The sequence below is a fragment of the Nocardioides sp. JCM 18998 genome, assembly GCF_055391535.1.
In genome coordinates this window covers 1,549,099-1,567,233 of the sequence record NZ_AP043886.1, presented here as the reverse complement: position 1 = coordinate 1,567,233, position 18,135 = coordinate 1,549,099, and the positions used below count along the sequence as shown (strand labels likewise).

General features: G+C 71.2%; 16 protein-coding genes. 9 read left to right on the top strand and 7 right to left on the bottom strand.

Annotated elements, in window-relative coordinates:
• Positions 1 to 8 precede the first annotated feature (8 nt).
• Both ACZ5L9_RS07420 and ACZ5L9_RS07415 read left to right on the top strand, forming a co-directional pair.
• The gene (locus ACZ5L9_RS07420; RefSeq protein WP_464535679.1) at positions 9 to 2,027 is read left to right on the top strand and encodes an FAD-dependent oxidoreductase; all 2,019 of its coding nucleotides are present in this window, start codon (positions 9 to 11) and stop codon (positions 2,025 to 2,027) included.
• 64 nt (positions 2,028 to 2,091) lie between these two features.
• Complete coding sequence (locus ACZ5L9_RS07415) at positions 2,092 to 2,502, top strand: HIT family protein (RefSeq protein WP_464535677.1); 411 nt, start codon at positions 2,092 to 2,094, stop codon at positions 2,500 to 2,502.
• A 6-nt stretch (positions 2,503 to 2,508) separates the two neighbouring features.
• Here the strand turns inward: ACZ5L9_RS07415 and ACZ5L9_RS07410 are convergent, their stop codons facing one another.
• Positions 2,509 to 3,885 carry a glycoside hydrolase family 1 protein gene (locus tag ACZ5L9_RS07410; protein ID WP_464535675.1) on the bottom strand — a complete coding sequence of 459 codons (1,377 nt, stop codon included), beginning with the start codon at positions 3,883 to 3,885 and terminating at the stop codon, positions 2,509 to 2,511.
• 52 nt (positions 3,886 to 3,937) lie between these two features.
• On the opposite strand from ACZ5L9_RS07410, the gene ACZ5L9_RS07405 reads away from it, so the two are divergent.
• Both ACZ5L9_RS07405 and ACZ5L9_RS07400 read left to right on the top strand, forming a co-directional pair.
• Positions 3,938 to 4,588 carry a pirin family protein gene (locus ACZ5L9_RS07405; RefSeq protein ID WP_464535671.1) on the top strand — a complete coding sequence of 217 codons (651 nt, stop codon included), beginning with the start codon at positions 3,938 to 3,940 and terminating at the stop codon, positions 4,586 to 4,588.
• A gap of 112 nt (positions 4,589 to 4,700) precedes the next feature.
• Positions 4,701 to 5,711 carry a helix-turn-helix transcriptional regulator gene (locus tag ACZ5L9_RS07400; RefSeq protein ID WP_464535669.1) on the top strand — a complete coding sequence of 337 codons (1,011 nt, stop codon included), beginning with the start codon at positions 4,701 to 4,703 and terminating at the stop codon, positions 5,709 to 5,711.
• Between the two features lie 23 nt (positions 5,712 to 5,734).
• On the opposite strand, the gene ACZ5L9_RS07395 is transcribed toward ACZ5L9_RS07400, so the two are convergent.
• The 3 genes from ACZ5L9_RS07395 to ACZ5L9_RS07385 form a co-directional block, all read right to left on the bottom strand.
• On the bottom strand, positions 5,735 to 7,192 hold the full coding sequence (locus ACZ5L9_RS07395; RefSeq protein ID WP_464535667.1) for an NAD-dependent succinate-semialdehyde dehydrogenase: 1,458 nt from the start codon (positions 7,190 to 7,192) through the stop codon (positions 5,735 to 5,737).
• Positions 7,193 to 7,347: 155 nt separating this feature from the next.
• On the bottom strand, positions 7,348 to 9,219 hold the full coding sequence (locus ACZ5L9_RS07390; RefSeq protein WP_464535666.1) for a penicillin-binding transpeptidase domain-containing protein: 1,872 nt from the start codon (positions 9,217 to 9,219) through the stop codon (positions 7,348 to 7,350).
• Between the two features lie 80 nt (positions 9,220 to 9,299).
• Positions 9,300 to 11,129: a DEAD/DEAH box helicase gene (locus ACZ5L9_RS07385; protein ID WP_464535664.1), complete on the bottom strand. Its 1,830-nt coding sequence runs from the start codon at positions 11,127 to 11,129 to the stop codon at positions 9,300 to 9,302.
• Positions 11,130 to 11,258: 129 nt separating this feature from the next.
• On the opposite strand from ACZ5L9_RS07385, the gene ACZ5L9_RS07380 reads away from it, so the two are divergent.
• The 5 genes from ACZ5L9_RS07380 (at position 11,259) to ACZ5L9_RS07360 (ending at position 16,125) form a co-directional block, all read left to right on the top strand.
• Entirely contained in the window at positions 11,259 to 11,387 is a 129-nt protein-coding gene (locus tag ACZ5L9_RS07380) for a hypothetical protein (RefSeq protein WP_464535662.1), read from the top strand.
• Between the two features lie 191 nt (positions 11,388 to 11,578).
• A complete protein-coding gene (locus ACZ5L9_RS07375; RefSeq protein WP_464535660.1) occupies positions 11,579 to 12,175 on the top strand; it encodes a YceI family protein in 597 nt (198 codons plus the stop codon).
• Positions 12,176 to 12,275: 100 nt separating this feature from the next.
• A complete protein-coding gene (locus tag ACZ5L9_RS07370; RefSeq protein ID WP_464535658.1) occupies positions 12,276 to 12,527 on the top strand; it encodes a DUF3311 domain-containing protein in 252 nt (83 codons plus the stop codon).
• A complete protein-coding gene (gene mctP / locus ACZ5L9_RS07365; protein ID WP_464535656.1) occupies positions 12,524 to 14,137 on the top strand; it encodes a monocarboxylate uptake permease MctP in 1,614 nt (537 codons plus the stop codon). Before ACZ5L9_RS07370 ends, mctP begins: the two co-directional genes overlap by 4 nt.
• A 74-nt stretch (positions 14,138 to 14,211) precedes the next feature.
• The gene (locus ACZ5L9_RS07360) at positions 14,212 to 16,125 is read left to right on the top strand and encodes a M3 family metallopeptidase (protein WP_464535654.1); all 1,914 of its coding nucleotides are present in this window, start codon (positions 14,212 to 14,214) and stop codon (positions 16,123 to 16,125) included.
• On the opposite strand, the gene ACZ5L9_RS07355 is transcribed toward ACZ5L9_RS07360, so the two are convergent.
• Genes ACZ5L9_RS07355 through ACZ5L9_RS07345 form a run of 3 tightly spaced genes read right to left on the bottom strand, consistent with a single transcriptional unit; the run spans position 16,088 to position 18,034 of the window.
• Positions 16,088 to 17,335: an RNA polymerase sigma factor gene (locus tag ACZ5L9_RS07355; RefSeq protein WP_464535652.1), complete on the bottom strand. Its 1,248-nt coding sequence runs from the start codon at positions 17,333 to 17,335 to the stop codon at positions 16,088 to 16,090. The two genes, ACZ5L9_RS07360 and ACZ5L9_RS07355, sit on opposite strands and share 38 nt — an antisense overlap.
• A 1-nt stretch (position 17,336) precedes the next feature.
• Positions 17,337 to 17,666 carry a YciI family protein gene (locus ACZ5L9_RS07350; protein ID WP_464535649.1) on the bottom strand — a complete coding sequence of 110 codons (330 nt, stop codon included), beginning with the start codon at positions 17,664 to 17,666 and terminating at the stop codon, positions 17,337 to 17,339.
• Positions 17,663 to 18,034: a YciI family protein gene (locus ACZ5L9_RS07345; RefSeq protein ID WP_464535647.1), complete on the bottom strand. Its 372-nt coding sequence runs from the start codon at positions 18,032 to 18,034 to the stop codon at positions 17,663 to 17,665. The genes ACZ5L9_RS07350 and ACZ5L9_RS07345 overlap by 4 nt, the downstream gene beginning before the upstream one ends.
• Between the last annotated feature and the right edge of the window lie 101 nt (positions 18,035 to 18,135).

Genomic DNA, 18,135 nt, shown 5'->3' with positions numbered 1-18,135 from the left:
TTCGGCCCATGCCGTACGACCACCTGCTCTCGCCGCTGACCATCGGCGACCTGACGCTGCGCAACCGGATCGTGATGGGCTCGATGCACACGGGTCTGGAGGACCACGTCTGGGACATCCCCAAGCTGGCCGCGTACTTCGGGGAGCGGGCCCGTGGCGGCACCGGGCTGATCGTCACCGGCGGCTACGCCCCGAACCGGCGCGGCTGGCTCAAGCCGTTCGCCGCCGACATGACCTCGCGCCTGCAGGCGATGCGCCATCGCGAGGTGACCGGAGCGGTGCACGAGCACGGTGGCGCGATCGCGTTGCAGGTGCTCCACGCCGGCCGGTACGCCTACGTCCCGTGGTCGCAGTCGGCGAGTGCGATCAAGGCTCCGATCAACCCGTTCAAGCCCTCCGCGATGTCGAGCAGGCAGGTCGAGGAGACCGCGAGCGACTTCGCCCGGAGCGCGGCGCTGGCCCGGAAGGCGGGCTACGACGCGGTCGAGATCATGGGCTCCGAGGGCTACCTGATCAACCAGTTCCTCGCCGAGCGCACCAACCAGCGCACCGACCGGTGGGGCGGCTCCGTCGCCAACCGGCACCGCTTCCCGGTCGAGATCGTCCGCCGCACCCGCGAGCTGCTCGGCGACGGCTTCCCGATCATCTTCCGGATCTCCCTGATCGACCTGGTCGAGGGTGGCCAGACGTGGGAGGAGACGATCGACCTGGCGTACGCCCTCCAGGACGCGGGCGCCTCCGTCCTCAACACCGGCATCGGCTGGCACGAGGCGCGCGTGCCCACGATCATCACGCAGGTCCCGCGCGGTGCCTGGCTGGAGTACACCGGACGGCTCAGGGCCGAGGTCGCGATCCCGGTCTGCGCGTCCAACCGGATCAACACCCCCGAGCTCGCCGAGCAGGCGATCGCGGCCGGCCAGGCCGACCTGGTCTCGATGGCGCGACCGCTGCTCGCCGATCCGGAGTTCGCCAACAAGGCGGCTGCCGGACGGGCCGACGAGATCAACACCTGCATCGCCTGCAACCAGGCCTGCCTCGATCACGCCTTCGAGAACAAGCGGGCCTCCTGCCTGGTCAACCCGCGCGCCGCCCGCGAGACCGAGCTGGTCCTCACCCCGACGCGCCGGACCCGGACGGTCGCGGTCGTCGGCGCCGGCCCGGCCGGGCTCTCGGCCGCCGTCTCCGCCGCCGAGCGCGGCCTCGGCGTCACGCTCTTCGAGCGCGGCGAGGAGATCGGCGGCCAGTTCCGGCTGGCGATGGCGGTCCCCGGGAAGGAGGACTTCGCCGACACGCTGCGCTACTTCGGCCGCCGGCTGGAGGTGCTCGGCGTCGACGTACGGCTCAAGACCGAGGCGACCCTCACGGACCTCCAGACCTTCGACGACGTGGTCGTCGCCACCGGCGTCGTGCCGCGCGTGCTCTCGCTGCCGGGCGCGGAGCTGCCCGGCGTCGTCTCGTACGCCGACCTGCTCTCCGGCCGTGCCGAGGCCGGCCGCCGGGTGGCGGTGATCGGCGCCGGCGGGATCGGCGTCGACGTCTCCACAGCGCTCACCCACGCTCCCGAGACGCTGGCCGAGTGGCGGGCGCACTGGGGCGTCGGCGACCCCGCCGATCACCGTGGCGGGCTTGCCGAGCCGACGCCGCGGGTGCCGACGCGCCAGGTCACCCTGCTGCAGCGCAAGAGCACCCCGATCGGCGCGGGGCTGGGGAAGACGTCGGGCTGGGCCCACCGCGCCCGGCTCAAGCAGGAGGGCGTCACGCTGGTCAGCGGCGTCACGTACGACGCCATCGAGAGCGACCCCGACGGCGGGCTGGTGCTGCGCTACACGGTCGCCGGCGCTCCCGCCTCGGTGGCGGTCGACACCGTCGTCGTGTGCGCGGGCCAGGAGTCGGTCCGCGACCTGTGGCCGCAGGACGGGTCGGAGCATGGATCGGGCTGGCACCTCATCGGAGGCGCCGACGTCGCCGCCGAGCTGGACGCCAAGCGCGCGATCCGGCAGGGCACGGAGGTCGCCGCCGCGCTCTGACGCTCGCCGAGCCCGACGAGACGCCTCGACGGGGTCGGCCGACGTGATGGCTACCCTCGGAGTCGTGGACTGCCTCTTCTGCGCGATCGTGGCCGGCGACATCCCCTCGACGAAGGTGTACGAGGACGACCTCACCTACGCCTTCATGGACATCTCACCTGCCTCCGAGGGCCACCTGATCGTGGTGCCGAAGCAGCACTCGCGGGACATCCTCGAGATCGCGCCGGAGGATCTGGCCGCCGTCGCGCGGACCGGTCAGCGGATGGCCGCCCGGGTGACCGAGGTGCTCGGCGCGGACGGGGTCAACCTGCTCAACAACCGCGGCGAGCACGCCTGGCAGACGGTGTTCCACTTCCACCTGCACGTCATCCCGCGGTACGCGGACAAGTCCCGCGACTCCCTGCAGCTGCCTTGGGTCCCGACCCCCGGCGACCTCGACGCGATCCGGGCGACCGGCGACCGGCTGGCGCTCTAGTCGACCTCAGCCGCGCAGCGACTCGGGCCGCTCGCCCTGCTGGGCGGCGATGAAGCCCGCATACCAGTCGAAGGATCGCTTCGGGGTGCGCGAGCCGGTGGCGTGGTCGACGTGGACCAGCCCGAAGCGCTGGCTGAAGCCCTTGTCCCAGTCCCAGCCGTCGAGCAGGTGGCCGACGTAGTAGCCCTGCACGTCCACGCCCCGCTCGCACGCCTCGGCGATCGCACCCAGGTGACCGGCGAGGTAGTCGATGCGCGGCTGGTCGTCGACCACGCCGGAGGCGTCCGGCACCATCCCGTACGCGGCGCCGTTCTCGGTGATCACGAACGGCGGCAGGGCTGCCCGGAACCGGGCGCGGGTCAGGATCAGCCACTCGCGCAGCGAGGACGGCACGACCGGCCACTCCATGTCGGTGACGGGATAGCCGAGCAGGGGAGCCATCACGAACGGGAGGTCCCCGTCGTCGTCCTCGCCCTCGAGCGGCTCGGGCGTCGCCGCGATCCGGCGCGGGTGGTAGAAGTTCACGCCGTAGAAGTCGAGCGGCTGGCGGATGGTGGCCAGGTCGCCCTCCAGCATGACCTCCTCGGCCAGCGGCAGCAGGTCGACCGGGTAGCGGCCGAGCAGCATCGTCTCGAGGAAGAGCCCGTTCCACAGCGAGTCGAAGAGCTTGGTGGCGCCGACGTCCGCGGGATCCTCGGTCGCCGGCCACATCGGCGAGTGGTTGTTGGCACAGCCGACGGTGGTGACGCCGGCGTTGCGCAGCTCGATCACCGCACGCCCGTGCGCGAGGAGCATGTGGTGCGCGGCCGGGAGGGAGCCGAAGATCAGGTCGCGTCCCGGAGCCCACCGGCCGATGCCGTAGCCGAGGAAGGCCTGGACGTTGGGGTCCTGGATCGGCACCCAGGATGAGATCCGGTCGGCGAAGCGCTCGGCGACCAGCCGCGCGTACTCGGCGAACGCCTCGACGGTGGCGCGGTTCAGCCAGCCGCCGTCCGCCTCCAGCGCCAGCGGCAGGTCGAAGCAGTAGAGCGTGGCCGTCGGATCGATCCCGGCCTCGAGCAGGGCGTCGACGTAGCGGTCGTAGTGGTCGACCGCCTTCGGGTTGAGCGGACCCCGGCCGGTCGGCTGCAGCCGCGGCCACGCGAACGAGAACCGGTGGCCGTCCACGCCGAGGCGGCGCAGCAGCTCGATGTCCTCGGGGTAACGGTGGTAGCTGTCGCACGCGATCGAGGCGTCGCTGCCGTCGTGGATCGCGCCCGGACGCCGGACGAAGCGCTCCCAGATGCTCGCCCCGCGCCCGTCCTCCTCGGTCGCGCCCTCGACCTGGTAGGCGGCCGTGACGGTCCCGAAACGGAAGCCAGGTGGGAGCCGGGGATCAAGCACAGGCACAATCTTCCTCGTGACGGTCGAGATCCGCCGAGGAACCACCCGATTCATGGACCGAGGTCCTGGCCGAGCGACGTGGCACAGCCTCTCGTTCGGTGAGCACTACGACCCCGACCGGCTGCGGATCGGGCCGATGCTCTGCCACGACGAGCACCTGCTCGGGGAGGGCAGGGGCTTCGAGACCCATCGTCACGACGAGCTCGAGATCGTCAGCTGGGTGGTCAGCGGAGCGGTCACGCATGTCGACTCGCTCGGCTCCGAGGCGACCCTCACCCCGGGCAGCGTCGGCCACCTCCGCGCGGGCGACGGCGTCACCCACAGCGAGATCGCGGCGGCACCGCAGACCCGCTTCGTCCAGGTCTGGATCGCGCCGGACGAGCCCGGCCTGACGCCGGTCTACTCCTCCCGGGAGGTCGATCTCACGGGAGGCGGACTGGTCGAGGTGCTCCGCCCCACCGCGACCTCCGTCTTCTCGGTCGCGCGCGTCGTTGCCGGCGCGAGCGTCACCGTCCCGGCGGCGCCGCTGCGGCACGTGTACGTCGCCGCCGGCGCGCTGCTGCGCTCCTCGCTGGCCGAGCCCCTGACCCAGGGCGATGCGTTCGTCCTCACCGCGGACGAGGGCAACGGTGCCGTCGACGGCCACGAGATCACGCTGACCGCGGCGGTCGACACCGAGCTACTCGTCTGGCAGCTCGGCTGAGCCCGGCGATGCGCCCCTCCCGGCCCCCGACGGCGTCGAGCACGGCGAGCGGTCGATCGGCGCAATCTCCGGCGCGGGCGCCAGCCCACGTGGGAACCTTGAGAGTGTGCCCATGACCGAGCCGCCCGCACCGTCGGCGACCCCGTCCCCGGTCATGGCCCCCTCGTTCGCCGGACCCGTCGCCGTGGCCTGGACGTCCGTGCGAGCCGGGCGGATCCGGTCGGCGGACAACGAGCTCACCCGCCTGCTGCGCCCTGAGAGCGCCACGACGCTCTCCGCGGACCAGCACGCACTCGCCCTGCTCCTCCAGGTCGAGGTCGACCTGGCCGGCGGCGAGCTCGGCCACGCGACCGGTCATGCCGGCCGGATCGCCGAGCTCGACGGCCCGGTGGCAGCGCTCGCCGGGGCGCTCGCCGGCGGCGAGACCGCGGCGGCGTACGGCGACCATGCCGCGGCCCGCGACCACTTCCTCGCCGCCGGCGAGCTGCCCGGGGCCGACGAGGTGCTGGTCCGGCCCTGGTGGGTCGGCGCGGTGCTCGCCCTCGTCCGCACCGGACGCCGCAGCGACGGGGCCGCGCTCGCCCGGGCGCAGGTGGCGGCCGCTGAGACCGCGGGCGATCCGTACGCCCTCGCGAACGGGCTGCGCGCCCTGGCCACCTCCGACACCGGTCACGGTCCGCTCGCCCTGCTCACCCGGGCACGCGACCTCGCTGTGGTGGCTGGCAGCAGGCGGCTCGCGGTCCAGCTCGACACCGACATCGCCGCGATGAGCATCCTCGCACCGGGCCACCCGGGCCCGGAGGTGGCGGCGACCCTGCGGGCGGCCGAGGCATACGCCGCCGAGGAGGGTCTGTGGCCGCTGCACAACCGGGTCGTCGGACTGCTGGCCCGGGCCGGCGAGCAGGCCCAGCCGCTGGTCGGCCTGGCACTGGATGCGCTCACCGAGGCCGAGCAGCGGGTCGCGCGCCTGGCCGGGCGGTCGATGAGCAACCGCGAGATCGCCACCGAGCTCGGCGTGAGCATCAAGGCGATCGAGTGGCACCTCTCCCGGATCTACCGCAAGCTCGACATCACCTCACGCCAGAGCCTGATCCAGCTCCTCGACCCGCCGCCCGCCGGCTGACGCACCACACCATCGGTCACGGATCAGCCCGCAGGCAACGCCACGTAGGTCGTGTCGAGATACTCCTCGATCCCCTCGAACCCACCCTCACGGCCGAACCCCGACGACTTCACCCCACCGAACGGAGCGGCCGGGTTGGAGATGAGGCCGCTGTTGATGCCGACCATTCCGTAGTCGAGCGACTCCGCCAGCCGGATGGTCCGGGCCAGGTCGCGGGTGTACGCGTAGGACGCGAGGCCGTACTCGGTGCCGTTGGCCCGCGCGAGCGCCTCCTCCTCGGTGGCGAACGTGGTGATCGGCGCGACCGGGCCGAAGATCTCGTTGCTGTTGATCTCCGACTCGGGGTGGACGTCGACCAGCACCGTGGGGCTGTAGAAGTAGCCCGGCCCCTCGGGCGCGGAGCCGCCGGTGACGAGGGTGGCGCCATCGTGGATGGCATCCGTGACGAGCTGGTGCACCGACTCCACGGCCTTCTCCTCGATGAGCGGACCGACGTCGACCCCCTTGTCCTGACCGCGACCGACGGTGAGCCCGCTCATCCGTGCGGCGAGCTTCTCCGCGAACTCCTGGGCCACGTCCTGGTGGACCAGGAACCGGTTGGCGGCGGTGCAGGCCTCGCCCATGTTGCGCATCTTGGCGATCATCGCGCCGTCGACGGCCGCGTCGAGGTCGGCGTCCTCGAAGACCAGGAACGGCGCGTTGCCACCCAGCTCCATCGAGATCCGCTGGAGGTTGTCGGCCGACTGGCGGACCAGGATCTTGCCGACGGGGGTGGAGCCGGTGAAGGAGACCTTGCGCAGCCTGTCGTCGTCCATCAGGGCGCTGCTGATGTCGGCGGCGCGGGTGGACGGGATGATGTTGAGGACGCCGTCGGGCAGGCCGGCCTCCTGCAGCACCGACCCGAGCGCCAGCATGGTGAGGGGGGTGAGCTCGGCGGGCTTGACCACCATCGTGCAGCCGGCGGCGATCGCCGGGCCGATCTTGCGGGTGCCCATCGCGAGCGGGAAGTTCCACGGCGTGACGAAGAGGCACGGGCCGACCGGCTTCTTGATCGTCAGCAGCCGGCTGCCGCCGGCCGGGGCCTGCATCCAGCGGCCGTGGATCCGGACGGCCTCCTCCGAGAACCAGCGGAAGAACTCGTTGCCGTAGGCGACCTCGCCCTTCGCCTCGGCGACGGTCTTGCCCATCTCGAGGCTCATCAGCTCGGCGAAGTCGTCGGCGCGCTGGTTGATCAGCTCGAAGGCGCCACGGAGGATCTCACCGCGCGTACGAGGAGCGGTACGGGCCCACTCCTCCTGGACGGCGACCGCGGCGTCGAGCGCCTCGATCGCGTCGTTGACCGAGGCGTCCGCGACGCGGGCCAGCACGGACCCGTCCGCGGGATCGTGGACGGCGAAGTCCTCACCACCCTCGGCCTCCCGCCAGGACCCACCGATGAGAAGGCCGCGCTGCTGCTCCGGAACCAGCTCCCTTGCCGTCATGAGCCCAGACTGACATCTCCACCCAACCATTCGACAGGGCGACGCACCGCGATGCATCATGGGTTCATCGAATGAGGAGGGAGCACTCCGGTATTCGAAGAAGAGGCCCTCCTGACCCCATGCAGTTGAGGGCCTCTTCGCCTTTCCGCGCCGGATCAGTGGTGGGCCGCGCCGCGGAGGAACCCCTCGACGATCGGGCCCGCGGTCTGCGCGCCGGTGACGCCCTCGTCGACGTAGACGGCGACGGCCAGGTCGCCCTGGGCGGCGATCATCCAGGCGTGGGTGAGTCGCTTGCCGTCGCGGTCGAACTCTGCGGTGCCGGTCTTGGCGATGACGGGCTGGCCCGGGATGTCGGCCAACCCAGCACCGGTGCCCCGCTGGACCACGGCCCGGAAGATCTCGTGCAACTGGGTCTTCTCCTGCGCGCTGATCGGGTCGCCGGATGCCGCGACCGGGGTGCCGGCGATCAGCATCGGGACCGTCGAGCGGCCGGTCTGGATCGCGCCGATCACGCTCGCCATCACCATCGGGGAGGCGAGCACCTTGCCCTGCCCGATCATGTCGGCGGCCCGCTCGGTCTCGCTGGCGGGGGCGGGGACCTGGCCGAAGTAGGCGGGGAAGCCGGTGTCGTGGTCGACGCCGAAGCCGAGCGAGGCGGCCGCCCCGGCCAGGTCGGTGTGGCTGACCACGTCGCGCTGGCTGATCATCGCGGTGTTGCAGGAGTCGGCGACGGCGGTGGTCAGGGAGACCTGGCCGAGCCCGCTGGCCGGGTAGTCGGAGTCGTTGGTGAACGTCTTGCCGTCCACCGTGATCGACGGGGTGCAGGAAACGGTCGAGTCGGGGGTGCGGCCCTCGCGCAGCAGGGCGAGCGAGCCGACGGTCTTGAAGGTCGAACCCGGCGGCATCTGGCCGTACGTGGCGAGGTTGAGCCCGCCGTTGCCGGGCCCGTTGGCCGCGGCGAGGATCGCGCCGGTGCTGGGGCGCAGCGCGACCAGGGCACTCGCCGGCTTCACGTCCGCCAGCAGGCTCTCGGCGAGGGTCTGCAGCCGCTCGTCGAGGGTGGTGACCAGCGGCTTCCCGTCGACCGCCGGCGCGTTGAAAACCTGGGTCACGGTGCCGTCACCGGCCGTCAGGTCGACGACGGTGCCGGGCGTGCCGCGCAGCTGGGAGTCGTAGCGGGCCTCGAGGCCGCTGGTGCCCGCGGTGTCGCCGGCCCGGTAGGTCTGCGGATCCTTCTGCACCATCTCGGCGGTCACCTCGCCGACCCGGCCCAGGATCGGCGCCGCGAACTCCTTGGTCGGCGCCAGTGAGGCGCTGGTGTGCTGGGCGACGGCGCCGGGGATCGCGTCGAGCTGGGCCTGGGTCAGCGGCGCCTCGTCGGCGCGGTAGGTGATCGCGGCGACGAACTGCTGCGACCCGGCGGCCTTCACCTGCTTCACGAAGTCGGCGGCGTCGACCCCGACCCGCTGCGCGAGCCGCTCAGCGGCGCGCGCCGCCTGCGCCGGCGAGGCCACCCGCGACTTGTCGAGGCCGTAGACGACGACCGGGCGCTCGGTGACGAGGACGCGGCCGCCGGCACCCATGATCTGGCCGCGCTGCGGCTGCACGGCCACCGTCTCGAGGGTGGCCTTCGGGTCGCTCAGCGCGTCGTACACGATCGCCGGGCTCCACGCGATCGGGCCGTCGCTGCCCTTCGCCGTGGCGGTGGTGCTGTAGGTCCAGGCGCCGCCGCGCAGCGGCCACCGCCAGGTCAGCGTGGTGCCGCTCGCAGTCACCTTCGGCTCGGTGTCGCTCATGCCGGAGGTGATGCGCTCGAAGTCGGCCTTCGCCGCCGCCGCGGTGCCGCCGCTGAACGTGACCTCGTCGAACGAGTTGCGCCCGCTCAGCGCACCCGCGAGGAGCGCGACGTTGCTGGCCGCGTCCGGCTCGTCCGGATGCTTCACGTCGGCGTCGCCGCCTCCGCCGCCGCAGCCGGTGAGCGCGAAGCCGAGAGCGAGGGCCACGACCCCGAGACTGATCCGTCGCATGGGACGGTTCTACCAGTCGGGGCCGACAACGACGGAAGGGCCGGGACCCGTGGCCCCGACCCTTCCGATCATGCTGACGCTCAGTCCTTGCGCCGCGGCTTCTTGCGCGCCTGGTCCGACCAGCCGCCGTCGACGTCCTGGTGCTCCGAGGAGCCCCGGCCACCCTTCGAGCCGCCGTACGAGCGAGCGCCCGCGGAGCCGGCCTCGTCGGGACGCAGCTCGATCAGCTTGCCGCTGATCCGGGTGCTCTCCAGCGCGCGGTAGGTCTCCGGCGCGAGGTCGGCGGGCAGCTCGACGAGCGAGAAGTCCGGGCGGATCGTGATGTTGCCGAAGTCGCCACGGCGCAGGCCGCCCTCGTTGGCGATGGCGCCGACGATCTGGCGGGGCTCGACACGGTGACGCTTGCCGACGTTGATCCGGTAGACGGCCAGCGGCTGGCCGTTGCCGCGTGAGCGCGAGCTCTCCCGGGGACCACGGTCGTTGCGGTCACCACGACCCGGACGGTCACCACGGTCGCGGTCCGGGCGGTCACCGCGGTCCGGGCGCTCGCGGCGTACGGGCTCGGGCTGGTCCTCGAGGAGCAGCGGCACGTCCCCCTGGAGGACCACGGCGAGGGCGGCGGCGACGTCGACCTCGGGCACGTTGAACTCCTCGACGTAGTGCCGCACGACGTCACGGAAGAACTCGACCTTCTCCGCCTCGTTGAGCGCGGCGGTGATCTGGTCGTCGAAGCGCGAGAGGCGGGTCGCGTTGACCTCGTCCGCGCTCGGCATCTTCATCTCGGTCGGCGTGGCCTTGGTGTGCTTCTCGATCGCCTTGAGCAGGTAGCGCTCGCGCGGGGTGACGAACGAGATCGCGTCGCCCTTGCGGCCGGCGCGGCCGGTGCGACCGATGCGGTGGACGTACGCCTCGAGGTCGGTCGGGAGGTCGTAGTTGACGACGTGGCTGATCCGCTCGACGTCGAGACCGCGAGCGGCGACGTCGGTGGCGACCAGGATGTCGAGCGAGCCGTCCTTGAGCTGGCTGACGAGCCGCTCGCGGACGTTCTGCGTGACGTCGCCGTTGATCGCGGCGGCGTTGAAGCCGCGGGCGCGGAGCTTCTCGGCCAGGGTCTCGGTCTCGCCCTTGGTGCGGGTGAACACGATCATGGCCTCGAAGTTCTCGACCTCGAGGATGCGGGTCAGCGCGTCGACCTTCTGCGGGTACGACACCATCAGGTAGCGCTGGGTGATGTTGACGTTCGTCTTCGTCGCCGACTTGATCTGGATCTCTTCCGGATCATTGAGGTACTTCTTCGACAGCCGGCGGATCTGCGGCGGCATCGTCGCGGAGAAGAGCGCGACCTGCTTGGTCTCCGGCGTGTCCGCGAGGATCGTCTCGACGTCCTCCGCGAAGCCCATGTTGAGCATCTCGTCGGCCTCGTCGAGGACCAGGAAGCGCAGCTTCGACAGGTCGAGCGTGCCCTTGTCGAGGTGGTCCATGATGCGGCCGGGCGTACCGACGACGACGTGGACGCCGCGGCGCAGGGCGGTCAGCTGCGGGCCGTAGCCCTGGCCGCCGTAGACCGGGAGGACGCGGATGCTGGGCATCTTGGACGCGTAGCGCTCGAACGCCTCGCACACCTGGAGCGCGAGCTCACGGGTGGGGGCGAGGACGAGCGCCTGCGGCGCCGAGACGTCCTTGGGGTCGAGGTTGGACAGGACCGGCAGCGCGAAGGCCGCGGTCTTGCCGGTGCCGGTCTGGGCGAGGCCGACCACGTCGCGGCCCGCCAGCAGGACCGGGATGGTGGCGGCCTGGATGGCCGAAGGGGTCTCGTAGCCGGCGGTCGTGACGGCGTCGAGAACGGCGTCGGCGAGGCCGAGCTCAGCAAACGTAGGTGCGGGCGCGGTGGTCTCGTCGGTGTTGCTCACCACACCACGGTAGAGCGTGGGGGAAGGGGGGTGTCATTCCTGAGCGCGGTGCGCCGGGTCACAGCGGCTTGCGTTTTCGAAACACGAGGCGCTACCTTAGGTGAACAGACGGTGAACAGGAGGTGTCTCATGAAGGAATCCAAGGTGTCGAAGAAGCTCACCCTGCACTGGGTCCCGGTCGTGGATGCTCAGGGGCGTACGCACATGGAGGCGGTCTGGACGACCGACGCCGTGGTGCACACCGCTCACGCCGCCTGACCGTGCATCGAGCCCGGGTCCCCCGGGCCTGAGCGCGGGAACCCGTCCGCACGCGTTTCCCAGAGCCGCGACTCCCATCGGAGTCGCGGCTCTGCTGATTTCACGAAGAATTTCCGGGCACCGGGAATGAAACGTGGCCCGAGGCCGCTAAGGTAGTCAAAGTTTCAACAAACAGACTCTAGGAGCAGACAATGGGCATCTTCAGCAAGAAGAGCGCGACCACCGAGGTCTTCGACGCGCCGACCTCCGCCGTCGCCGACATCTCGGGCGACTACGCGCTCGACGCCTCCCACACCCACCTCGGCTTCAGCGCCCGCCACGCGATGGTGACCACCGTCCGCGGCTCGTTCACCGGCTTCGAGGGCACCGCCCACGTCGACACCGCGAACCCGGCCAACTCCAAGGTCTCGGTCAAGATCGACGCGTCCACGGTCTCCACCGGCAGCGCCGACCGCGACGGCCACCTGCTCTCCGGCGACTTCTTCGAGACGGCCGCCCACCCCTACATCACCTTCGAGTCCACCGCTGTCGCCTTCGACGGCGAGACGTGGGACGTCACCGGCGACCTCACGATCAAGGGCGTCTCGCACTCGGTCACCATCCCGTTCGAGATCACCGGCTCGGCCCAGGACCCGTTCGGCAACACCCGCGTCGGCTTCGAGGGCGCGACCACGATCGCCCGCTCCGACTGGGGCCTGACCTTCAACGCCGCGCTCGAGACCGGTGGCGTCCTGGTCTCCGAGAAGATCAAGCTCGACTTCGACATCTCGGCGATCAAGACCGCCTGATCGGTCCCGCGACCGGGAGAGATCCCGGCGACCCCCGTGACAGACGATGGCGGGTGTGACTACGGTCACACCCGTCATTGCTCTTAACTCGGAGGTGAGCATGTCTTCTCGGAGCACGGCCCTGTGGGTCGGTGTGGGGATCCTGGTGGTGCTCGCGGCGGTCCCGCCGCTGGTGGTGCCGGCATACGCCCGGCTGACGCCGGAGCTGTGGGGCTTCCCGTTCTTCTTCTGGTTCCAGTTCCTGCTGGTGATCTGGGCGGCGATCATGACCAGCATCGCCTACCTCATCGCGAAGGAGGCGTTGCGGCGTGACCGCGCCGCCCGCGCCGAGGCGAGGGGCGGCCAGCGATGAGCGGTGTCGCGTTCAGCGTCTTCCTGTTCCTGTTCCTCGTCGTCACGGTACTGGGCTTCGCAGCCGCCCGTTGGCGCAAGGCGAAGTCGATGGCCAACCTCGACGAGTGGGGTCTCGGCGGACGCGGCTTCGGCACGTTCGTCTCCTGGTTCCTCATCGGCGGCGACATCTACACCGCGTACACGTTCATCGCGGTGCCTGCGACGCTGTTCGCCGGCTCGGTCACCGGCTTCTTCGCCGTGCCGTACACGATCGTGATCTACCCGCTGATCTTCGTCTTCCTGCCGCGGCTCTGGTCGGTCTCCCACCGGCACGGGTACGTCACACCCGCCGACTTCGTCGAGGGCCGGTACGGCTCCAAGGGACTCAGCCTGGCGATCGCGCTGACCGGCATCGTCGCCACCATGCCGTACATCGCGCTCCAGCTGGTCGGCATGCAGGTCGTGCTCGACGTGATGGGCCTGAAGCCGGACAGCGACAACTGGTTCCTCAAGGACCTGCCGCTCTTCGTGGCCTTCGTGGTCCTCGCCGCCTACACCTACTCCTCGGGCCTGCGGGCGCCGGCGCTGATCGCGTTCGTCAAGGACACGCTGATCTACCTCGTCATCATCGTCGCGGTCATCTACATCCCCCATCACCTCGGCGGCTGGGGGCACGTCTTCCAGGTGACCAAGCAGAGCTTCGACGACGCCAACACGGCCGGCGCGGTCCCACCCAAGGGCATCTACCCGTCCACCGGGGTCAGCCAGTGGGCGTACGCGTCGCTCGCGCTCGGCTCCGCACTGGCGCTGTTCATGTACCCGCACTCGATCACCGGCGTGCTGGCCAGCAAGGACCGCAGCGTCATCCGGCGCAACGCGGCGCTGCTGCCGGCGTACTCCTTCCTCCTGGGTCTGCTCGCCCTGCTCGGCTTCGTCGCCGTGGCGGCCGGCATCAAGATGGACCAGCTCGGCGGCAACGCCCAGCTCGCGATCCCGCAGCTGATGGAGAACGAGTTCCCGCCGTGGTTCGCGGGTGTCGCGTATGCGGCGATCGTGATCGGCGCGCTGGTGCCGGCCGCGATCATGTCGATCGCCGCGGCCAACCTGTTCACCCGCAACGTCTACAAGGCGTTCATCCGCCCGGCGGCCGACGCGGCGGAGGAGGCGAAGGTCGCCAAGCTCGTCTCGCTGGTGGTCAAGGTCGGTGCGCTGGTCTTCGTGCTGGCGATGGACAAGACCTTCGCGATCAACCTGCAGCTGCTCGGCGGCGTCTGGATCCTGCAGACGTTTCCGGCGATCGTGGCCGGCCTCTACACGAGGTGGTTCCACCGATGGGCGCTGCTGCTCGGCTGGGCCGCCGGCATGATCTACGGGACGATCGTGGCGTACCGGACACCGGGCGCCGCCTCGAAGCACTTCGGCGGCTCGGTGCACAACTTCCCCGGGACCCAGACCGGCATCTACATCGCGGTGACTGCGTTCCTGCTCAACGTGGTCGTGGCCGTGGTGGGGACGGTCGTGCTGCGCGCGATCAAGGCGCCCGCCGGGGTCGACAGCACGGTCTCCGGCGACTACGTCGCCGACCTCGGCGACGCCGGCGTCGAGGCGGAGCTCGACCCACTGCACTGAGCCGCGGTCGCCGAGCCCGTCGAGACGCCTCGACGGGCTCGGCGACCGGACGGCGTCGTGACAGGGTGGAGGACATGACCGAGCCCCTCGAGCTGCCCGACGCCGCCTCCGCCGAGTCCTGGATCAACGAGCGCGCCGCCGCCGCGCTGTCACGGGCCCGCGAGCTCGCGGACGGGCTGAGGACGGCGGCACCCGCCACCGCGCTGGCGACGCTGCAGGTGTGGGACGACGTCAGCCTCGCGCTGCACGGCACCTCCGGCCTGGCCAGCCTGCTGGCCAACGTCCACCCCGTCGAGGGAGTGCGGACGGCCGCCGAGTCGGCCGAGCTCGCCACCCAGAGGCTCGCCACCGAGCTCGCCCAGGACGCCGCCCTGTACGCGGTCTTCGACGGTCTCGCGGTCGAGGGCCTCGACGTGCTGGCGGCGCGGTTCCACGCGAAGATCCTGCGCGACTTCCGGCGGGCCGGCGTCGACCGCGACGACGCCACCCGGGCACGGCTCCAGGAGATCGACGAGCGGCTCCTCGAGCTCGGGCAGGAGTTCTCCCGGATCGCCCGCGACGACGTCCGTACGGTCCGGGTGGCCCCGGAGCGGCTCGACGGGCTCCCGGCGGACTTCGTCGCGTCCCACCCCGTCGGCGAGGACGGCCTGGTCACCGTCACCACCGACTACCCCGACTCGGTGCCCGTCTTCGACTACGCCCACGACGCCGAGCTGCGGCTCGAGCTGCGCCGGGCCTCGCTCAACCGCGGCTATCCCGCCGCCGAGCCGGTGCTGCACGAGATGCTCGACCTGCGCCACGAGTACGCCACCACACTCGGCTACGCCGACTGGGCGTCCTACGACGCCGAGGTGAAGATGATCGGCTCCGGCGAGGCGATCCCGGCCTTCATCGACACGATCGCCGACACCGCACGCGAGCCGGGCGCACGCGACCTCGCGATCCTGCTCGATCGGTACCGCCGCGACGTCCCGGACGCGACGCGGGTGGCGCTCGCCGACGCCGCGTACTACCGCAACCTGGTCTTCGCGGAGCGGTTCGACCTCGACACCCAGCTGGTGCGGACCTACTTCGACTTCGCGAAGGTGCGCGCCGGGCTGCTCGACGTCACCGGACGGCTCTTCGGCGTGCGCTACGACGAGGTCGAGGCGCCGACATGGCACGAGGACGTCACCTCCTACGACGTGGTCCGGCTCTCCGACGGCGCCCGCCTCGGACGGATCCACCTGGATCTGCACCCGCGCGAGGGGAAGTACAAGCACGCCGCTCAGTTCGACCTCGCGCCGGGCGTCGCCGGCAAGTCGCTCGCCGAGGGCGTGCTGGTCTGCAACTTCAGCCGCGGCCTGATGGAGCACGACCACGTCGTGACCCTCTTCCACGAGTTCGGCCACCTGGTCCACCACGTGCTCGGCGGCCAGGGCGCCTGGACCCGCTTCGCGGGCGTCGCGACCGAGTGGGACTTCGTCGAGGCGCCTTCGCAGATGCTCGAGGAGTGGGCCTGGGACCCGGCGGTGCTGGCGACCTTCGCCACCGATGAGGCCGGCGCGCCGATCCCCGCAGAGCTGGTCGCGAAGATGCGCGCCGCCGAGGAGTTCGGCAAGGGCTATCTCACCCAGACGCAGACCTTCTACGCCGCCGTCTCCTACGTCTTCCACCACGAGCGCCCCGCGGACCTGACGGGTCGGATGGTGGAGCTGATGGAGCGCTACGGCCCGTTCCCCTACCTCGAGGACACCCACTTCTGGGCGAGCTTCGGCCACCTCGGCGGGTACTCGTCGGCCTACTACACGTACCAGTGGTCGCTGGTGATCGCGAAGGACCTCTTCAGCGCCTTCGACCGGGACGATCTCTTCGACACCGAGGTCGCCGGTCGCTACCGCGACCGGATCCTCGCGCCCGGCGGCTCGAAGGACGCCGCCGACCTGGTCGAGGACTTCCTCGGGCGGCCGTTCACGTTCGACGCGTACGCGGACTGGCTCGCCCGCTGACGAGCTGCACGACCCCGGAGAGCTGGCTTCGGCGGCGCCGCAGATACCGCTGCTGGGCGGCGTTGTGGGTCGCCGCGATGGCGGCGTCGTACTCCGCCGCCGAGTCCGCCGACCGGCCGAGCCGGCGGAGGAGCTCGGCGCGGGTGGCGTGCCACGCGTGATAGCCCTCCAGGGGCAGCCGGTCCACCCGGGCGAGCGCCACGCCGGGGCCGTCGATCTCGCCGATGGCGACTGCCTGGTTGAGCAGCACGACCGGGGACGGGTCGAGTACCGCGAGCTGGCCGTAGAGCTGGACGATCTGGCTCCAGTCGGTGGCACGGAACTCCGGGGCCGCGCAGTGCACCGCGCCGATCGCCGCCTGCAGCTGATAGCGCCCGGGCGCCTCGCCGGTCGCGATCCGTTCCCGGACCAGTGCGTGCCCCTCCGCGATCAGTGCCCGATCCCAACCACCGCGGTCCTGCTCGTCGAGCATCACCAGCTCGCCGTCGGCGCTGACCCGAGCGGCACGTCGCGACTCGGTGAGCAGCATCAGCGCCAGCATGCCGGCCACCTCGCCGTCGGACGGCATCAGCTCGTGCAGGAGTCGCGCGAGCCGGATGGCCTCCCCGGTCAGCTCCGTGCGGAACGCCTCCTCGCCCTCGCCGGCGAGATAGCCCTCGTTGAAGACCAGGTAGATCACCGCGAGCACCGTGTCGCGGCGCGCTTCCAGCTCCTCGCGCCCGGGGGTGTGGAACGGGATCCGGGCCGCCCGGATCTTCTTCTTCGCCCGGGTCAGCCGCTGGGCCATCGTCGTCTCCGGCACCAGGAACGCCCGGGCGATCTCGGCCATCGTCAGGCCGGCCACCATCCGCAGCGTCAGGGCGACCCGCGCCTCGGGCGCGAGCGCCGGGTGGCAGGTCATCAGGATCAGCCGCAGCTGGTCGTCGGCCACCGGCCCGGTCGGCTCCGGCGGGACGGAGAGGCGCGCGGCCTCGGCGTGCTTCGCGTCACGCTGCGACTCCCGGCGCAGCCGATCGATCGCCTTGCGGTTCGCCGTCGTCATCAGCCATCCCACCGGGTTGGGTGGCGTGCCCTCCCCCCACGTGGAGACGGCCGCGGCGACCGCCTCGCCCGCCGCCTCCTCGGCGACATCGAGGTCACCGAAGCGGCGGACGAGCGTGGCGATCATCGCGGGCCAGGCCTCCTGGAAGGCACCTTCGAGCGTGGCCATCTCAACCCGCGAAGGCGCGGACCTCGATCGAGCCGAAGTGCGCGACCGGGTGACGCCCGGCGATGTCGATCGCGTCCTCGAGGGAGTCGCACTCCAGCAGGTCGAAGCCGGCGAGGTACTCCTTGGTCTCCGCGTACGGTCCGTCGGTGACCACGACCGCGCCGTCGCGCACCCGCGCCGTGCGGCCCGCGTCCGGCTCCTCGATCGGCGACCCGGTCACCCGGCGCGCGCCGGCGTAGGCGAGCCAGTCCTCGATCGGGCCGGCCTTCTCCAGGACCTCGGGGGTCACCTCGATGGCGGGGTCGCGCACGACCAGCATCAGGTACTTCACGACTGGCCGTCCGCGCCCTGGAAGGGCCGCACCTCGACCTTACCGCGGCACGCCTTCGAGCCCTCCGCCGCGAGCCGGAGCGCCACGTCGAGGTCCGTGGCCTCGATGACCCAGAAGCCGCCGAGGTACTCCTTGGTCTCCTGGTAGGGCCCGTCGGTGAGGACCGGCTTCTCGCCCCGCCCGTCGACCACCGTGGCCGTGGTGGCCTCCGCGAGGCCGTTGGCGTAGACGAAGTGGCCCTCGTCGATGAGCCGCTGGTTGAAGGCTCCCGTGTCGGCGAACGCCTGCTCCATCTCCTCCCGCGAGCCGTAGTCGCCGAACTCGTTGCGCTCGAGCGGTCCGTAGACCGCCATCAGGTACTGAGCCATGTCGTTCTCCTTGCCTTGAGGGGCCCCGATGGCCACCTTCCACCCATCCCACGAACGGGGGCCAGCGGATCCGACACCCCGCGGAAAGAATTTCTCGATTC

Bases quoted from the DNA above. Each gene is read 5' to 3' on its own strand.
- ACZ5L9_RS07420 (WP_464535679.1), top strand. From the start codon at position 9: ATGCCGTACGACCACCTGCTCTCGCCGCTGACCATCGGCGACCTGACG.
- ACZ5L9_RS07405 (WP_464535671.1), top strand. From the start codon at position 3,938: ATGGACCGAGGTCCTGGCCGAGCGACGTGGCACAGCCTCTCGTTCGGT.
- ACZ5L9_RS07400 (WP_464535669.1), top strand. From the start codon at position 4,701: ATGACCGAGCCGCCCGCACCGTCGGCGACCCCGTCCCCGGTCATGGCC.
- ACZ5L9_RS07395 (WP_464535667.1), bottom strand. From the start codon at position 7,192: ATGACGGCAAGGGAGCTGGTTCCGGAGCAGCAGCGCGGCCTTCTCATC.
- ACZ5L9_RS07390 (WP_464535666.1), bottom strand. From the start codon at position 9,219: ATGCGACGGATCAGTCTCGGGGTCGTGGCCCTCGCTCTCGGCTTCGCG.
- ACZ5L9_RS07380 (WP_464535662.1), top strand. From the start codon at position 11,259: ATGAAGGAATCCAAGGTGTCGAAGAAGCTCACCCTGCACTGGGTCCCG.
- ACZ5L9_RS07375 (WP_464535660.1), top strand. From the start codon at position 11,579: ATGGGCATCTTCAGCAAGAAGAGCGCGACCACCGAGGTCTTCGACGCG.
- ACZ5L9_RS07370 (WP_464535658.1), top strand. From the start codon at position 12,276: ATGTCTTCTCGGAGCACGGCCCTGTGGGTCGGTGTGGGGATCCTGGTG.
- mctP (WP_464535656.1), top strand. From the start codon at position 12,524: ATGAGCGGTGTCGCGTTCAGCGTCTTCCTGTTCCTGTTCCTCGTCGTC.
- ACZ5L9_RS07360 (WP_464535654.1), top strand. From the start codon at position 14,212: ATGACCGAGCCCCTCGAGCTGCCCGACGCCGCCTCCGCCGAGTCCTGG.
- ACZ5L9_RS07355 (WP_464535652.1), bottom strand. From the start codon at position 17,335: ATGGCCACGCTCGAAGGTGCCTTCCAGGAGGCCTGGCCCGCGATGATC.
- ACZ5L9_RS07345 (WP_464535647.1), bottom strand. From the start codon at position 18,034: ATGGCTCAGTACCTGATGGCGGTCTACGGACCGCTCGAGCGCAACGAG.